The sequence below is a fragment of the uncultured Pseudomonas sp. genome (assembly GCF_943846705.1).
Classification (GTDB): Bacteria; Pseudomonadota; Gammaproteobacteria; order Pseudomonadales; family Pseudomonadaceae; genus Aquipseudomonas.
On sequence record NZ_OX044366.1, the window covers coordinates 3,628,299 to 3,644,789 of the forward strand.

A 16,491-nucleotide genomic window follows, 5' to 3' on the forward strand; every position below is an offset into this window, starting at 1 on the left:
ATCATGGAAGGGATGAGCCCTGATGAACCTCGACATTGAGCGCGACGTTGACTATCGCGTACCAGCCCTGCAACGCGGCCTGATGGTGCTGGAAATGTTCAGCAGCCAGCAGCGCCAACTGAGCAGTAACGACATCGCAGAACGCTTGGGTCTTAGCGTCTCGGCGATCTATCGCATTCTGCACACGTTATTAGAGATGGGTTATCTGAACAAAATCAGCAAGAACACTTTCGAGCTTGGGCCGCAGGTGATGTGCAACGGCTTCAGTTACCTGGCCAGCCGTGACATTGTCGAAATCGCAATGCCGCACCTGAACAACCTGCGCGACCGCACCTCGATGACCTGCCACTTAAGCATCCGTGAGCAAACGGATAGCCTCTATATCTACCGTGCCTTCGCCGCACAACGTCTCTCGGTCAACATCCCGATTGGCTCGCGCCTGCCCTGCCACTGCACGGCGATGGGCCGCGTGCTGCTCAGTGACTTGTCGCAACTCGAACTCGATAACCTGTACCGCCACGTGCGCTTGGACGACTACCCGCCACCCGCACCGAAAACCCTGCCAGAGCTGATCAACATGCTCGCCAGCGACCGCGAAAACGGTTGGGTACTGCACCGCTCCGATTACTCCACCGCCATCGCCTGCGCCATAAACGATCACAGCGGTAAGGTGGTTGCGGCAATCAATCTGTCCGGCCCAGAGGCCATTCTCGACAACCCGAAAACTCAACTCAGCTATACAGAGCATCTGCTAGACACGGCAAAGGCTATATCTAAAGAGCTTGGGGGCGGGTAAACGCTAGAGATCGGCTGGATGCGTGCACTGAAAAACTGGCCTGGCTGCGCCTGGTAGATGGAATGTCCCAACAAACCTAGCGTTTCAACGCTGACCAAGCTTGCAATCGAGAGAGCTTGGAGAATGTCTAGAAAGCCCGGGGCGATTCAAAGAGCGGTAAACCACGCCCCGAGTATTGCTCTCGGGGCGCGGTTTACCGACAAGCCCTGATTAAAGATCGGCGTTACCGCTTGGCGATAGACTCCAGCATCCGACTCACTGCGCTCAGGTGCTCCGGCTCGTTGTGGCACATTCCCTGGAAGCAGGCGCAGAGATCAAGAAAGTCCTTGAGCTCCATCCGTTGCGCCATCTTCATCAAGCGTTTGGTCAACCGGGTGGCCTTGGGCGGCTGATTGGCCATGCGTTCGGCCAGTTTCATGGCTGACGGCAGCAGGTCATCGGGTGTCGTCACTTCAATGACGATTCCCAGTTCCTTGGCCTCGGCGGCATCGATTACTCGACCGGTCAGGGTCAATTCAAACGCACGCTGGTAGCCGATCAGGCGCTGCATCAGCCAGGCACCGCCGTCACCGGGGATGATGCCCAGGTTGAGGAAGGTCTCGCCGAACTTGGCTTTATCAGAGGCGATACGGATATCGGCCATATTGGCCAGGTCGAAACCGGCTCCAATGGCCGGGCCGTTGACGGCGGCGATGATCGGTACCTCGACTGCTTGCAGAGCCAGGGGGATTCGTTGGATGCCCCTGCGGTAGCGTTGCTCGCACTCGGCCACATCGCCGGCAAAGTCCCCACCGCGCTCGGCCATATCGCGGATGTTGCCTCCGGCACTGAAAGCGGAACCGGCTCCGGTGATTACCAGCACCGACACATCGTCAGCGTGGTTAACCCATTCTGCGGTGGCGACGATATCCTCGATCAGATTGGAACCGGTCAGGGCGTTACGCAGGTCGTGGCGATTCAACGTCAGCAACGCTATGCGGTTTTCGACACTCAGTGTCGCGTCCTGCAATTGTGGTTTATTCATGGTCTTTTCTCACCGCCATAATAATCCGTGCATCCGCAATCGAGCAGCCGTCGGCACGAGCGATCACTGGATTAAGGTCAAGTTCTGAAATCTCCGGGTGTTTCCAAACCAAGTCGGATAATTTCATGATCAGTTCCACCAGTGCTTCCCTATTCACCGGATCAGTACCACGCGCACCGTTGAGGATTTCCACCGCACGAATTTGCTCGATCATTTCACGGGCATCGGTCTCTGCCAACGGGATAGAACGGAATGCGACATCCTTCAACACTTCAACAAAAACGCCGCCCAAGCCAAACATCATGACCGGACCAAAAGTTGGGTCCTGGGTTACACCCAAGATCACCTCAACACCCGGTTTAAGCATCGGTGCCAGCAATACGCCTTCTATATCCGCGTCGGCCTTGTAGCGTTTGGCGTTTGCAATGATTTCACGATAGGCCGCTAGACGTTCCTGCGTGCCCTGCACCTTCAATTTGACGCCGCCAGCGTCGGTCTTGTGCAGGATGTCCTTAGAAACAATTTTCATCGCCAGGGACGCATCGGCAATTTCAGCGGGCAGGCTGTCCAGGTCTGCCTCGGAACGTACGACAAGCTCTGCCGGTACCGTTATGCCATAGGTCCGCAGCAGATCCTTGGCTTCAGACTCGAACAGCGCAGCTCTACCTTCGGCATAGGCTTTGTCAAAAATTGCAGTACCGGCCGATTTAGGCGTGGCGTCGGGATGCGGATTTGTGCTCGCAAGGCGGCGACGAGCCTGAGCGTAGTCCACCAGCTCTTTGACGCAGCGGATTGCTGTTTCAGCCCAGATAAAAACGGGGATGCCGTGCTCACGCAGCATCAGCAGAGGCTTGGGCTTGAGCGGCTGATAAACGCACTGGGCAACCACCGGCTTGCCATACTTATGGGCCAGATCGATGATACGCCGCGAGGTCTCCATTTCGTTTTCCAGCAGGGTTGCCGAGAACCGCACACTGTAGGCCCCCACCATCCCAACGATCATCAGTACATCGACGTTATCGTCCTGCAGCAAAATATCGGTGCAGTCTGCAAAAGCACTGGTGTCTTCGTCCGTCGCGCCGGCCACATCGATTGGATTATTCAGCGCGGCGGCAGGAGGCAGTGTGGCTTTGAGGCGAGTTAAGGTGTCAGGTGACAACTCTGCCAGCACCAAACCGGCCTCCACCAACGCATCAGTGGTTATGGTTCCATGGCCCCCACTGTCACACAGAATCGCCACGCGATTGCCCTTGGGCAGCGGCAGCTCGCCCAAGGCCTCGGCAACGGAGAGCACCTTGTCAGACTCACTGACGACCGTGACACCAGCCTGACGCAAGACATCGCGGGTTAATTGATAGCTACCCGCCAGTGAGCCTGTATGCGAACTGGCGGACACCTGGCCGGCGGCTGTGCGGCCTGATTTGTAGACGACTACCGGCTTCTTGTGTACGACCTGCCGGGCGACCTCCAAAAAGCGGCGACCGTCGCCCTCTTTGAATCCTTCGATATAGACTGTAGTCGCGGCGGTATTTTCATCATCGCCGAAATATTCCAGGTACTCGCTCAGTCGAATATCTGACTGATTGCCTACCCCAATGTAGGTACTGAAACCCACGCCGCCCTTGCGTTTCGCCTCGGCCACAAAACCCAACATGACGTTTCCCGACTGGGACAGAATACCGATATCGCCCTTCCCAGCATCGGAAACGCCAACCATGTTGAGATTACAGTGCAAGTTAAACACGCCATTGGTGTTGGGGCCCACTAAGCGGACATTCCACTCCTTGGCAGCAGCCAGCATATTCTGCTCGAGCAGTTTGCCTTCTTCTCCCATCTCGGACATACCGGCCGCCAGGATCACTGCACCACGGATACCTTTACGGCCGCAGTCGGCGATCACAGCCGGCAAAGAGCTCGCAGGCGTACAGACCAACGCGATATCGATGGATTCTTGAACATCCATCAGCGACGGATAAGCTTTAATACCTAAAATATCCGGAGCTTTGGGGTTGATCGGGAATATCTTGCTCTGGTCAAAGCCGTCTGCTTTCAACTGCGCGATAGCCTGGTAGCCGCGCTTCTCTGGCTTGTTGGATGCCCCGATAATGGCAATCGACTTTGGGGCCAGGAACTGTAGATGTTTTTCTTCTGAAGTTTTCATATCGCACCTGTAGAAAAATATTGATTCAGCTTTAGCGTCTCAACAGCCTTTGAATCGGGGGAGGCGTTTCTCGGCAAAGGCATCAACGCCCTCCTGCCAATCGGCGGTGGTCGAACAGATAAAGACACTGTCGATTTCCAGCTTTAATTGATCTTCTAGGTTTTGGTACGAGGCGTTATTCAAAAGGCGTTTTGCCATCGACATGGAGATAGGCGCTTTGCTCGCCAGCACACCGATAAATCGCTCGGCTTCGCTTTGAAGTTCGTCATCGGCTACCGAACGGTTAACCATGCCGATTGCGGCCGCTTCCTTACCTGTTATTTTTTCACCGGTGAATATCAGTTCACGCGCCTTCGCCAGTCCTACAAGGCGAGGCAGGAACTGAGTTACACCGCCGCCCACACAGGTGCCAATGCTGATTTCCGGAAAGCCGATTTTTGCCGTCTCAGCCATCAGTACGAAGTCGCAACAGCAAGCCATCTCTGCGCCGGCGCCCAGGGCATAGCCGTTGATGGCGGCAACAACGGGGATTTTCAGGCGAAATATTTTTTCGCATACATCGTTGCCTACTTGTAGATAGTCGCGGCGCTGGCTAAGCGTCCGCTCACCCGCACCATGCTCCTTCATATCAGCGCCGACGCAGAATGCTCGGCCCTCGCCGGTGAGTAACACGGCACGTACCTCTGGATCATTTTCAGCCTGCGTCAACGCGGCTAACAACTCGTGATAGAACTGTTCAACCACGGCATTGAGGCGGTGCGGACGATTAAAGCGAATCTCCGCATAGTGATCTGCTTTACGGTAAATGATCGTTTCGAAATTCATAATGTTTGTCATCACCTGATGTTCTCTCTGGACAAATTAATCCCGCGGCGACCTGTTTGCAGATCACCGACTCAATATTTCTAAAAATTAAATAATTTATTCGGACAACATGACCGTTTAAACAAGTGGCGAGTTACTCACTCACCACCTCGCTGGGCCTGACAATAAATACCGAGCAGGTGGCGTGACGCACTACTCGTGCGGAATTCGAGCCTAGTAAATAATCGCTAAGTGCGGGCTGGTGTGCCCCCATAACGATGAGGTCAATGGGTAGTTTATTGGCCAACAGCAAAACCTCCTCATAAACTTTTCCGGTGTCGACGATATGCTGCACAGGGCAACTATCACCGACGACATCCTTAACATAGGCATGAAGCTGTGTATTGACCTGCTCGAGTACCCGCTTGCGCTCAGCCACTGAAAAATTAATGCCGACAAGAGCGCTAGCAATATCCGGAATGATAGAGACAACATGCAGGCGGGAGCCATGGACAACCGCCAGTTCCCTAGCCACCTTTAAAACTGCACGCTGCTCTTCTGCGTAATTAAGATCTACCGCTACAAGAATATCGTTAAACATAATTAACTTCCTTTGCTACTTCGGCAGGTGCCTTACGTCTTCTTTGGAGAAATATCACCAATGCCAGCAATAGGAAGGCGGGGACGTAGAAAATCTCTTTGTCGAGTCTCTCTTTGGTTTGCTCGATGACTAATACTTCCCAGTCAAGGTCGATCCCCGCCTTCTGTGCAACTCCGCCGTAAGTAATATTGTCTACGTAGACACGTTCCCCCTCGAAACGAAACTGCACACCTGCGGCCTGCTCTAAGCGCATTCCACCATCAGCTCTATCTGCTCCCAACGGCAATATGAAGGTCGACTCGACCAGCTTGCCGTCTATCGTCTCGCCGCGCAGCCGTGCTCGAATACCAGTCTCAGCTGGGGCTTTATCAGCGATTTCAAAGATCTGGGCCGACGCGACCTGCTCAAAGGGCGGATCGATCATGTCCAGGAAAAAACCCGGACGGAACAGGGTAAAGGAGATCAAGAGCAGCGCAGCGGACTCCCAGAGCCGGCTTCGAACGAAGAAGAACCCCATGGTACCGGCTGCAAAAAGCAGCATTGCAGTCAGCCCAATTACGAACACGAAAATCGCATGCATAGGCGATACATCGATAAGCAACAGCTCTGTATTGAACACAAACAGGAAAGGTAGAACGGCTGTGCGCAACGAATAGAAGCAGGCCATAAACCCCGTTTTAAGGGGGTCTCCCTTAGCGATTGCTGCCGCCGCATAAGAGCAAAGGCCCACTGGAGGTGTTACATCACCAATGATGCCGTAATAAAACACAAACATGTGCACGGCAATCAACGGCAAAATCAGGCCACCCTGTGCGGCAAGTTCTACCACCACACCGGCCATTAGTGACGATACAACAATGTAGTTGGCGGTTGAGGGTAGCCCCATGCCCAAGATGATGCAGAGCGTCGCCACTAAGACCAGCATCAAGAACAAATTGCCGCCAGATAGTAGTTCGACAAATTCAGCCATCACCTGACCTACACCTGTCAGTGTGACCGTTCCCACTATCACACCAGCTGCTGCCGTGGCGATGGCGATACCAATCATATTCCGCGAACCATTGACCATCCCTTCACAGAGGTCCATGAAGCCGATTTTGACCTGCTTTTTAAAATCACTCGTACCACGGAAGATTGCCTTCAGTGGTTTCTGTGTGAACAGAATAAAAGCCATCAGCAGACTGGCATAGAATGCGGAGAGTCCCGGAGATTTGCCTTCGACCATCAGGAACCACACCAACACCAGCATAGGAATGATGTAATGAATACCCGACTTGTAGATATCTGCGAAGGCTGGCAATTTTTCAAATGCACTTTCGCCAAGTTCGGGATCAGGGGACTTTGCGGCAATCTTCAGCAGGCCTACATAACCAGCAATGATCAACAATGCCAGCGGCCAAGGCGCCAGATCACCCAGTTGGGACTTGATAAACACGACCGTGTAGTAGAGCAAGCTGCAGAGGATCATAAAGCTAGACAGTATGATACCGGAGCGGATCAGGCGTGCTTTCCAAGGAGCAATAGGCGTACTGCGGGGCAGCCCGCACATGTCATGCTTCATCGCTTCCAAATGCACGATATAGACGAGCGCTATATATGAGATCAACGCGGGGATGATTGCGTGCTTGATCACCTCGATGTAGCTGATACCGACATATTCGGTCATCAAGAATGCAACAGCACCCATCACCGGAGGAGTAAGTACGCCGTTAACGGAAGAAGAGGCTTCAACAGCAGCTGCCTTTTCCGGCGAGAAACCGACCCGGCGCATCAAGGGAATAGTAAAGGTACCAGTGGTCACCACATTGGCCAGAGAGGAACCTGAAATTAAACCGGTCATTGCCGAGGAAATAACCGCCGCCTTGGCCGGACCTCCACGCATATGCCCCAGCAGAGAAAATGCGATTTGAATGAAATAATTTCCGGCACCCGCCTGGTTTAACAAAGACCCAAAAAGAACAAACAGGAACACAAATCCTGACGAGATGCCAAGAGCAACACCGAATACCCCTTCGGTGCCGAGCCACATGTGAGACATGGCCTTTTCGAAGGACGCCCCCTTCCAGCGGATCACATCCGGTAGAAAGTCTGCAGAGCCGAAGAAAACATAGGCGAGGAAGACCAGTGCTACCACAGCCAAAGGCGCACCGAGAGCGCGGCGTGCCGCCTCCAGCAGAATAACCATCCCAAACCCGGCCACGGCGATATCAAACGAGTTCGGCATTCCCGGTCGAGTTGAAAGTGACTCGTAAAAAATCCAAATATAGGCGGCGCAGCCAGCAGCCAAAAAAGCTAAGCCCCAGTCTGCAAGTGGTATATATCGGCGAGGGCTGTTTTTGAATGCTGGAAAGGACGTGAATGCTAGAAATACGGCGAATGCCAAATGGATGGCCCGAGTTTCGGTGTCATTCATCACACCGACGCCCAGGATATAAGGTATGGGAGAGGCAATCCAAAGTTGAAACAGTGCCCAAAGTAACAAGGTCCACCAGAGCAGAGATGTCACAATCCGGCTTTTCGGATTGCGCGCTCCGGTATCCGCCATCGCTATTAGATCATCGACAGCATCTACAGGTACTTTCTCCGTGCGTTTGAATATAGCCATTCTGGTAATCCGTATTTTTGTACTTCTATTGACGGATGCAGCGGGCTTTCTTTTCACTTAATTTTTGCGATAAGAAATGCACTGCAAATATATACAAGAACAAGAGCCCGGTTGGCAGGCATGCCTGCCCCCGGCTTGCAATATTTAGAGCAGGCCTTTCTCTTTGTAGTACTTAATAGCGCCGGGATGCAAAGGTGCAGAGAGAGATTCTTTTACCATCTGCTCAGCCTTTAGCGCCGTAAAAGCAGGGTGGAGCTTTTTAAATGCATCCAAGTCGTCAAACACGGCTTTAACCAAATGATAGGCGACATCGTCAGGCGTGTTAGCGGAAGTTACAAAGGTGCCGCGTGTTCCATACGTTGGAATATCGTCGGGGTTGCCCGTGTAGGTACCGCCCGGTATGACCGACTTGGTATATGCAGGATTCTTATCTACGATCGCGTCAACCCAGTCACCGACCACGGGAATAATTTTCACATCGCAGGTGCTTGTAGCTTCTTGCGCTGCACCGTTCGGCACACCAGCCGCCCAAAATACTGCCTGCATCTTGCCGTCACATAACGCCCCGGCCTGCTCGGTTGATTTCAACTCGCCAGCCAGAGAGAACTCTTTTTTGCTCCACCCCAAAGTTTCCATGGCGAGGTCCGCCATCGCACGCTGGCCTGAGCCAGGATTACCGATGTTGACCCGTTTACCCGCAAGCTGTTTAAAGTCGTTGATATTGGCATCGCGGAGTGTCATCAAATGAACAGGTTCTGCACTGGTCGAAAATAGTGCTCTCAATTCTTTATAGGGGGCATCGGCATAGATCCCTGTGCCATGAACTGCATCGCCCTGCACATCAGACTGGATGACACCGAAATCCATCTCGCCGGCACGGATCGCATTGACGTTGTAGACGGAACCCGCCGTCGACTCGACAGAGCAGCGGATCTTGTGCTCTTCACGGCCTTTGTTAACCAAGCGACAAATGGCCGCACCAGTGGGGTAGTACACACCTGTCACCCCCCCAGTACCGATGGTCACAAATCGGTCGCCAGCGGCATGAGCCACACCAACAGCAGCAAGAGCGCTAGCCATCGCCATGCCAAGAATGGTGCACTTCATTGTATTTTTGTTATTCAGCATCACGACCTCTACAAGATAGTTATCGGTTCTGTTCGCCTCGCTCGATCAAGGGGCGAGCATTTGGCCCTGCTACCTTTTACGAAGCTTGAGTCAACCTACATTGACACCCTTCCGGGGGTCAATTACTGTATTGACACCGTGGCAATATAGTTTTCAGACCTCAGATGACTCATTGGACTCCCGATATCAGTGGCTACAGCGGCCATCGCTACAGAGCAGTTGCCGAAGCCATACGCGATGCAATCCTCAGTGGAGAGCTCAGGCCTGATTCCAAGCTGCTAGCACATCGTGAAATGGCTTGGCGGCTGGGAGTTACCATTGGAACCGTCGCCAAGGCTTACCAGTTACTGGCGGAATGGGGGCTGGTTTACGCGAAGGTAGGTGATGGGACACGAATCAAAGAACAGGAAGACTCCGAAACACGCCTGGTACTAGGGCGGAAGAAGGAACGTAGAGTCGATTTTGGTCTTCTATTGCCATCTCCACTAAATGATCGTGCACTTAGAAAACAAGCTTTTGCAGACACACTGACTAAGCTAGGCAATGATCTCCTGCGCAAACCGATTACTGGTTACGGGCCCGAATTAGGTTACGAAAGCCACCGAAGAGCCGGCGCATCGTTCATGGCTGAAAGCGGTTACAGTGCCCCCCCTTCGGAAATACTAGTCACTGATGGCGTTCAGGAAGCGATTCACTTGCTATTAAGTGTATTTTCCAAACCCAGTGACATTGTAATGACAGAAGAGATTGGATACCTAGGATTCAAAACAGCCTGCTCTATTCAAAACCGGGTAATCGCCCCCATTGCCATGGATGATCAGGGAATAATCCCTTCATGCTTGGAGAGCGTAGCAACTAAAACTCAGTCTAAACTGCTGTTCATTGTACCCAACATCCAAAACCCAACGGGCATCACCTTGTCTCTAGAGCGTAGAAAACAAATCGCTGAAATTTCAAAGCGATGTGGATTTTACATTATCGAGAACAACCCTTTTTGGGCCATTTCAGGAGCGTTGCCGCCCCCCATAGTAAGCTTGGCACCCGACAATACTTTTTATGTAACCAGTCTCTCAAAGTATGCCTCCCCCACTTTACGCATCGGCTATTTGAGGTCTGATATTAAATATATTCCAGACTTAGAGATCGCCAAACATGCTCTATCATTGACTGGTTCATCACTTCAGGCTGAGGTTGCCAGAACATGGATAAAAACTGGCATCATCTATGAACTTGCAAACTGGCAGCGCAAAGAAATTATTGCACGTTGGGAAATAGCCAAACAAATTCTTGGCGAATACTTTCCTGCCGACAATGAAGCAAAGCCTTTCTTATGGTTGAAATTACCAACGCAATGGCGGTCATCTGAGTTTATTAGCGCCTTAAAGCTAGAAGGCGTTGCCTGCATCGACTCCAGCCATTTCACGCAAGGAAGAAGCAAAGAGCTCAACTCAGTGAGACTTGCACTCACAACACCAGACACCCAAGAGCACCTTAAAAAAGGGCTTCTAGTCGTAAAGGATACTCTCGGCAAAAACCCTATGATGAATCTTCCTCTCTACTAACCATAGTAAGTAAATCGCATGCAGGGAATGGCCCAACCACATTAATCCGGGCCTGGGGCGACTACAACTAACTCATATAAATTATGGTTTAATCCGGCCATCATTTTGAACCTCCCCTGAGCCTCTATACGTATGAGAGGGCTTTATCGCAATCGACACTTGGTGGAAAACGCCTTCGCCCGACTGAAGCACTACCGGACGTTGGCGTCTCGATTCGACAAGCTCAAGAGAAATTATGAAAGCGTGGTGGCAATGGCCTGTGCCTTCCTTTGGTTAACCATGTGAAACGGCAACAGACCCTAGCGGGGATACGGTTTTTTCGCGTCTTCGGAGCAACATCTCAAAATGTAAACGATGGAAGGCCGAAATAGCTCACCATTTACACTTTGGCCTCATGTAAGGACGAAGACTCAATCATCAGCATCACGCTGACTGACTGTCGGGCAACGTTCTATCGAGGCTTGAGGCTAGACCTCACTCACTCGCCGCCCGTTTACACTGCTGCCTAGTGGGCAGAAAAGAATCACACTACGCATGCTTCAAACCTCTTACTTCATCAACGCCGCGGTTGGCCAACTGATCGGCACGTTCGTTGCCTGGGTGGCCGGTATGTCCCCGCACCCACTGCCAGGTCACGGTATGCCGATTGACCTGCTCATCCAGCTGCTGCCAGAGGTCGGCGTTTTTTACCGGCTGCTTGGCAGCGGTTTTCCAGCCGCGCTTCTTCCAGTTTGGCATCCAGTCCTGAATACCCTGCATCACATACTGTGAGTCGGTCACCAGGCGCACATCGCAAGAACGCTTCAACTCGGCCAGGGCGCGAATGGCCGCGGTCATTTCCATACGGTTATTAGTGGTATTGGCCTCACCGCCCCACAGCTCTTTTTCCACGCCCTGGAATATCATCAACGCGCCCCAGCCACCCACGCCCGGGTTACCCTTGCAGGCGCCGTCGGTGTAGATCTCGACCTGTTCACTCATGTATCTGCAACTCTCACTCAATTGATCGGCCGGTTATATTTCTGCGGTGTTTCACGGCGGCTGACTTTGGCTACGGGCATCGGCAGCAATTTGCCCACGGTCTGCCGGCTGGGCTGGCGCAGTGGGCGTAGCCCGACCACCAGCTTGCGCGCCACCAGCACGTAAACACCGCCGCCAGGCAGCTGCCAGGCCGCCCCCAAGCGCTCAATCGATGCCAGTCGCGTTTGCCAGGCCGGTGAAGAAAGCGGCGGACGATAGCACCCGAAGCGGCGTTTCTCCAGCGCGAAGCCCAGCAGGCGCAACCAGTCGCTGACCCGGCTGGGCGCAATACAACGTGCCTGACGCAGCGCATCGCGGGTAAATAAATGCCGCATGCCCCAGCTGCTCATCGGGTTGATCCCGACAATCAGCAAATGGCCACCGGGGCGCACGCTGCGTGCGGCTTCACGCAGCAAACCATGGGGCGACAGGCTGAAATCCAGACCATGCTGCAGCACCACCACATCAGCGGCATGCTCGGTCAGTGGCCAGGCTTGTTCCTCGCAGACAATTTCGACGCCCTTGAACGGCGCCCCCACGCGCACACTGCGCTGAATCTGCTGGGCGTCCGGCGGCGTATCGGCAGCTGGGCCGTAATGCAGCAAATATCCACCGAAAAAGCGCGCCAGCTCTTCTTCCAGTAGCTGCCGCTCCTGCTCCAGCAATAACTGCCCGAGCGGACCGCCCAGCCAACTACGCGCAGCGCCTATAAGGTCGAGCCACTCACTATCAGCATGGGCAAACGGATGATCGGTCATAAAAAACACCTACGTAGCCAGCACCGCTATTGCACCCTAAGATGAACCTTTATGCCCTGCTTAGCGACCTAGTGATGATTAAAATCGACGCCCTGCCTGCATTTACCGACAACTATATCTGGCTACTGCAAGACGCTGAACAGCGTCGCTGCGCGGTTGTCGACCCTGGCGACGCTGCACCTGTCGAAGCCTGGCTGGCGGCTAATCCTGGCTGGCAGTTGAGCGACATCCTCATCACCCACCATCACCTTGATCATGTCGGTGGTATCGAGCGGCTCAAGACTCTCACTGGCGCTCGGGTGCTCGGCCCCGCAAACGAGCAGATTCCTGGGCGTGACTTGGCGCTCCACGACGGCGACCTGGCTGAGATCCTCGGGCACTGCTTCAACATCGTTGAAGTGCCGGGGCACACCCTGGGGCACATCGCCTATATCCAGCCCGAGCAACACTGGCTGTTCTGCGGTGACACGCTGTTTGCTGGCGGCTGTGGCCGGTTGTTCGAAGGCACGCCCGAGCAGATGCATGGATCACTCAGCCGCCTAGCCGCATTGCCTGAGCAGACCCAAGTGTTCTGTACCCACGAGTACACCCTGAGCAACCTGCGCTTCGCCGCGGCAGTTGAACCTAACAACCCCGAAATCAGACAGCGCCTGGCGCAGGTCAGCCAATGGCGTGAAGCAGGGCAAATCAGCCTGCCCTCATCAATCGGCCTGGAGCGCGCGACCAACCCTTTTCTGCGCAGTGCACAGCCTTCAGTCAACGCCTGCATCGCCGAGCGCGAAGGACCTGCCGAGCGTTCGCCGACTCAGGTTTTCGCCGCCTTGCGCGCCTGGAAAGATCGTTTCTAAACCACGACAGGCACACAAAAAACTGGTTAAAACTTGACCAATGGCAGACTCGTTTCTAGAATCGCCCGACCTTTTCGCCGGGAAGTACATCGCCGCCAATGCTTTTATCACCACGCAAGACCTTGAATTTAAAGGCATTAGCACGTAGCGCGCAGGCGCTTCTGGTGATCATATGCATAACTGTGGCGGGCTGTCAGAGCACCAGTCAGCAGCGCCATGAGCGCACGTCCAACGCCAGCCTCGAGCAAGAACCCGAGTGGCTAGACGACAGCGTGGCGCAAGCTCCCGAAGAGCCTAAAGACATCTGGGAACGGGTGCGCAACGGCTATCAGCTGCAAGAGACCATCACCCTCAACCCGCGCATCGAACAGCAGCGGCTGTGGTTCGTCAGCAACCCATCCTTTATTGAAAAAGCCGGCGAGCGCAGCAGCCCTTATATCCATTTCATCGTTGAGCGTTTGGAACAGCGCGATATGCCGATGGAGTTGGCCCTGCTGCCGATGATTGAAAGCTCGTACAACCCACTGGCCTACTCACATGCCCATGCAGTTGGGCTCTGGCAGTTCATCCCGTCCACGGGTCGCCATTTCAACCTGCGCCAGACCAACTGGTACGACGGCCGCCGCGATGTGCTGGCCTCGACCAACGCCGCGCTCGATTACCTGTCGCGCCTCAAGGAAATGTTCAACGGTGACTGGCTACTCGCCCTGGCCGCTTACAACGCAGGTGAAGGCCGAGTAAGTCGAGCGATTGAGCGTAACCAGAAGCTTGGCCTGCCGACTGACTACTGGAACCTCTCGCTGCCGACCGAAACGCAGAATTATGTGCCCAAGCTATTGGCAGTCTCGCAAGTGGTGATGACACCGCACGCCTATGGCGTCAGCCTCAATCCGATAGCCAACGAGCCGTATTTCGAGAAGATCGAATTCAAGCAGCACATGAACCTTGCCCGTGTCGCCGCCATGGCCGACCTGGATGAAGATGAACTGTACCTGCTCAACCCGGCGTTCAAGAAAGGCATCACTCTGGACGGTCCGCAGCACCTGCTGGTGCCGACCGACAAAGCTGAACTGCTGACCGCCAACCTGTCATTGATGAAACCCCAGGATCGGGTGGACTGGCAGCAATACCGCGTACGTTCAGGCGACAGCTTGCACAGCATTGCCAATCGTCACCAGCTAAGCGTGGTCACGCTGAAGAACATCAATAAGCTTTCCAGCAATCACTTGCGCATCGGCCAAATGCTCAGCATTCCCGCACAGTCCGGGGTCATCGCGCGTGAGCCACTGCGCCAACTCACCACGGCGCAGCGCGCGCCCAGTCGCACCTATCGGGTTAAAAACGGCGATAGCCTCTGGCAGATCGCCAAGAGCCACAAGGTCGCGGTCAACGACGTACGGCGCTGGAACAAGCTAGCGGGCAATAGCCTGCGGGTCGGCCAGGTATTGACCTTGCACGCTGGAAAACCCGGCACAACCCGCCAGAGTGCAACCTATTACAAGGTGCGCCAGGGTGATTCGTTGTACCTGATCGCCAAGCGCCTCAAGGTGCCGATGAAGACACTGCAGAACTGGAACCCCAAGGCCGGCAGAGCACTCAAGCCTGGGCAGACCCTGACCCTATACAGTGCCAACTGATCAGGCCTTCCTGCTCATCGCATCCAGGCAACGCCCCGTCAGCTGGCTAAACCGCTGAAAGGCGACAAACTGCTCATGCTTCAACGCCCGCCCGGAGACCCGGCAATCGGCATACAGCAGGCCAATTTCCCGGGTGCCGGCCAACAGCGGCGCAACAAAGAACATGCCTTGGCCCAGGCGCTGACGAATCGGTTGGGTGACCAGTTCATTAAGGTTGTAACTGGCTGGTACCCCCATCCATAGCACCTCTTTATTGCGCAGCGCATAACTGAATATATGTGGCTGCTCACGCAGGGAAACGGGCAAGACAAAATCTTCCGCCCAGCTTTCCGTGCCCTCGCCAATCACCCGTTTGGCGCGAAAGCAAGTTTTCCCGTCGGCCAGCACCACCAGCATGACGCGCTCCAAACCTGCCCCCTGATGCAGCCCCTTGAACAGGGTGTCGAGCACCAAAGCAACTTCGCTACGCCGCGAAAGCATCAGCCCGAGATCCTGCAGGGCTTGCTGCAACACCAGTAAGTTGGGCTGCAGCAACTGCACCTTGCGCTGCTCACGCTGCAGGCGAATCTGCTCCGGGTCGGTATTGGGGATCAGCTTGCACAGCTGACTGGCGCCAAAAGTCGCGGCCATCTTCACCGTCTCCTCGGCACTGGCCAGCACTTGCTGCATGGCTTCCTCCGGAGTGACCCCAATAAGACAGGCCAACTGCCCGACCAACGCCTCCATGGCCGGCGTATCCCAACCCTGCAATGCCGCCTGACTAATCTTCGCCCCCAGGGTCACAGCCTTAACCGCTGGATCATTCTGGCTGGTGGACTGATGCGCCAGACTCACGGTGTCGCCCAGGTTCCAGCTTTTCACCAGGGCCAGGCTCAACTGGCGAAAGCTGGTGCCGAGCAACTGCATCACTACCTCATCGGTTTCAATCCCAGGCTGAGCTAAGGCGCTGGCTAATTCATCGGCGGCATCGCCCGCGCAGCCCCAGAACGCCAACTCACCGACGTTATGCAACAACGCGGCGATAAACACTTCCTCGTCATTTTTAGTCAGTAAATAGCCGGCGATATTGCGCGCCTGCACGGCCGCGTGGAAAGAGCAGGCCAGCAACTCCGCGAGCTGATCGCGTGAACTGCGCGCCAGCAAACCATCAATCAAGCTGACCGACAGGCCGATTTGCCGTACGTTATCGAAACCGATCAGCACAATGGCCCGGGAGATGGTGCGAATGGCTTCCTGGGAAGGGTTGTAATACACACTATTGCCGATGCGCAGGACCTTGGCGGTCAGTGCAGCATCACGCAACAAAACATCCGCCAACTGCTGAACCGATGATTTATCGCCCAGCGTCAGGCGCTGCAGGTCCTGCACGACCGTCGCCAGGGCAGGTAATTCGGCTTGGTTGAAGTGGTCAATCCATGACTGCAAACCATGGCATCGTGTCGCCAAAACAGTGTCCTCATGATGAGTCGCTTTAGTGTAGTGAAAGTGCTGCGATGACTAAGCCGCGAGCCTACCCTTTTTCCTGTCGATACAAGCTGTTAATGTGC

General features: G+C 54.4%; 13 protein-coding genes and 1 pseudogene. 5 read left to right on the forward strand and 9 right to left on the reverse strand.

Annotated features, from left to right (window positions below; genetic code table 11):
• Positions 1–19: 19 nt before the first annotated feature.
• On the forward strand, positions 20–796 hold the full coding sequence (locus Q0V31_RS16955; protein WP_298191116.1) for an IclR family transcriptional regulator: 777 nt from the start codon (positions 20–22) through the stop codon (positions 794–796).
• A gap of 223 nt (positions 797–1,019) precedes the next feature.
• Here the strand turns inward: Q0V31_RS16955 and Q0V31_RS16960 are convergent, their stop codons facing one another.
• The 6 genes from Q0V31_RS16960 to Q0V31_RS16985 all read right to left on the reverse strand — a co-directional run bounded on the left by Q0V31_RS16960 (position 1,020) and on the right by Q0V31_RS16985 (position 9,119).
• Positions 1,020–1,820 carry an enoyl-CoA hydratase-related protein gene (locus Q0V31_RS16960; protein WP_298189659.1) on the reverse strand — a complete coding sequence of 267 codons (801 nt, stop codon included), beginning with the start codon at positions 1,818–1,820 and terminating at the stop codon, positions 1,020–1,022.
• Positions 1,813–3,981, reverse strand: a complete 2,169-nt coding sequence (locus Q0V31_RS16965) for an acetate--CoA ligase family protein (RefSeq protein ID WP_298189660.1) — start codon at positions 3,979–3,981, stop codon at positions 1,813–1,815. Before Q0V31_RS16965 ends, Q0V31_RS16960 begins: the two co-directional genes overlap by 8 nt.
• A 39-nt stretch (positions 3,982–4,020) precedes the next feature.
• On the reverse strand, positions 4,021–4,806 hold the full coding sequence (locus Q0V31_RS16970; protein ID WP_298189661.1) for an enoyl-CoA hydratase/isomerase family protein: 786 nt from the start codon (positions 4,804–4,806) through the stop codon (positions 4,021–4,023).
• A 133-nt stretch (positions 4,807–4,939) separates the two neighbouring features.
• Complete coding sequence (locus Q0V31_RS16975) at positions 4,940–5,386, reverse strand: universal stress protein (protein WP_298189663.1); 447 nt, start codon at positions 5,384–5,386, stop codon at positions 4,940–4,942.
• The gene (locus Q0V31_RS16980; RefSeq protein ID WP_298189665.1) at positions 5,379–7,991 is read right to left on the reverse strand and encodes a TRAP transporter permease; all 2,613 of its coding nucleotides are present in this window, start codon (positions 7,989–7,991) and stop codon (positions 5,379–5,381) included. The genes Q0V31_RS16975 and Q0V31_RS16980 overlap by 8 nt, the downstream gene beginning before the upstream one ends.
• 144 nt (positions 7,992–8,135) lie before the next feature.
• Positions 8,136–9,119 carry a TAXI family TRAP transporter solute-binding subunit gene (locus Q0V31_RS16985; protein WP_298189667.1) on the reverse strand — a complete coding sequence of 328 codons (984 nt, stop codon included), beginning with the start codon at positions 9,117–9,119 and terminating at the stop codon, positions 8,136–8,138.
• Between the two features lie 164 nt (positions 9,120–9,283).
• Between Q0V31_RS16985 and Q0V31_RS16990 the strand changes: the two genes are divergently transcribed.
• Together Q0V31_RS16990 and Q0V31_RS16995 are read left to right on the forward strand one after the other, a co-directional pair.
• Positions 9,284–10,681: a PLP-dependent aminotransferase family protein gene (locus Q0V31_RS16990; protein ID WP_298189668.1), complete on the forward strand. Its 1,398-nt coding sequence runs from the start codon at positions 9,284–9,286 to the stop codon at positions 10,679–10,681.
• A 141-nt stretch (positions 10,682–10,822) separates the two neighbouring features.
• Positions 10,823–10,966 (forward strand): annotated as a pseudogene (locus tag Q0V31_RS16995) (transposase); the annotation flags it as partial.
• 243 nt (positions 10,967–11,209) lie between these two features.
• Here Q0V31_RS16995 and rnhA read toward each other — a convergent pair.
• Entirely contained in the window at positions 11,210–11,662 is a 453-nt protein-coding gene (gene rnhA, locus Q0V31_RS17000) for a ribonuclease HI (RefSeq protein ID WP_298189669.1), read from the reverse strand.
• Between the two features lie 17 nt (positions 11,663–11,679).
• The gene (locus Q0V31_RS17005; RefSeq protein ID WP_298189672.1) at positions 11,680–12,459 is read right to left on the reverse strand and encodes a methyltransferase domain-containing protein; all 780 of its coding nucleotides are present in this window, start codon (positions 12,457–12,459) and stop codon (positions 11,680–11,682) included.
• Between the two features lie 74 nt (positions 12,460–12,533).
• Between Q0V31_RS17005 and gloB the strand changes: the two genes are divergently transcribed.
• Positions 12,534–13,307 carry a hydroxyacylglutathione hydrolase gene (gene gloB, locus Q0V31_RS17010; protein ID WP_298191118.1) on the forward strand — a complete coding sequence of 258 codons (774 nt, stop codon included), beginning with the start codon at positions 12,534–12,536 and terminating at the stop codon, positions 13,305–13,307.
• A gap of 98 nt (positions 13,308–13,405) precedes the next feature.
• Complete coding sequence (locus Q0V31_RS17015; protein ID WP_298189674.1) at positions 13,406–14,944, forward strand: lytic transglycosylase domain-containing protein; 1,539 nt, start codon at positions 13,406–13,408, stop codon at positions 14,942–14,944.
• Here Q0V31_RS17015 and Q0V31_RS17020 read toward each other — a convergent pair whose 3' ends face one another.
• Positions 14,945–16,369, reverse strand: coding sequence for an HDOD domain-containing protein (locus Q0V31_RS17020; protein WP_298189676.1), 1,425 nt, complete (start codon positions 16,367–16,369; stop codon positions 14,945–14,947).
• Between the last annotated feature and the right edge of the window lie 122 nt (positions 16,370–16,491).

Excerpts from the sequence above, each read along its gene's own strand:
- Q0V31_RS16985 (WP_298189667.1), bottom strand. The coding sequence starts at position 9,119 with ATGCTGAATAACAAAAATACAATGAAGTGCACCATTCTTGGCATGGCG.
- Q0V31_RS17015 (WP_298189674.1), top strand. The coding sequence starts at position 13,406 with ATGCTTTTATCACCACGCAAGACCTTGAATTTAAAGGCATTAGCACGT.
- Q0V31_RS16970 (WP_298189661.1), bottom strand. The coding sequence starts at position 4,806 with ATGAATTTCGAAACGATCATTTACCGTAAAGCAGATCACTATGCGGAG.
- rnhA (WP_298189669.1), bottom strand. The coding sequence starts at position 11,662 with ATGAGTGAACAGGTCGAGATCTACACCGACGGCGCCTGCAAGGGTAAC.
- Q0V31_RS16965 (WP_298189660.1), bottom strand. The coding sequence starts at position 3,981 with ATGAAAACTTCAGAAGAAAAACATCTACAGTTCCTGGCCCCAAAGTCG.
- Q0V31_RS17005 (WP_298189672.1), bottom strand. The coding sequence starts at position 12,459 with ATGACCGATCATCCGTTTGCCCATGCTGATAGTGAGTGGCTCGACCTT.
- Q0V31_RS16975 (WP_298189663.1), bottom strand. The coding sequence starts at position 5,386 with ATGTTTAACGATATTCTTGTAGCGGTAGATCTTAATTACGCAGAAGAG.
- Q0V31_RS16990 (WP_298189668.1), top strand. The coding sequence starts at position 9,284 with ATGACTCATTGGACTCCCGATATCAGTGGCTACAGCGGCCATCGCTAC.
- Q0V31_RS16980 (WP_298189665.1), bottom strand. The coding sequence starts at position 7,991 with ATGGCTATATTCAAACGCACGGAGAAAGTACCTGTAGATGCTGTCGAT.
- gloB (WP_298191118.1), top strand. The coding sequence starts at position 12,534 with ATGATTAAAATCGACGCCCTGCCTGCATTTACCGACAACTATATCTGG.
- Q0V31_RS16960 (WP_298189659.1), bottom strand. The coding sequence starts at position 1,820 with ATGAATAAACCACAATTGCAGGACGCGACACTGAGTGTCGAAAACCGC.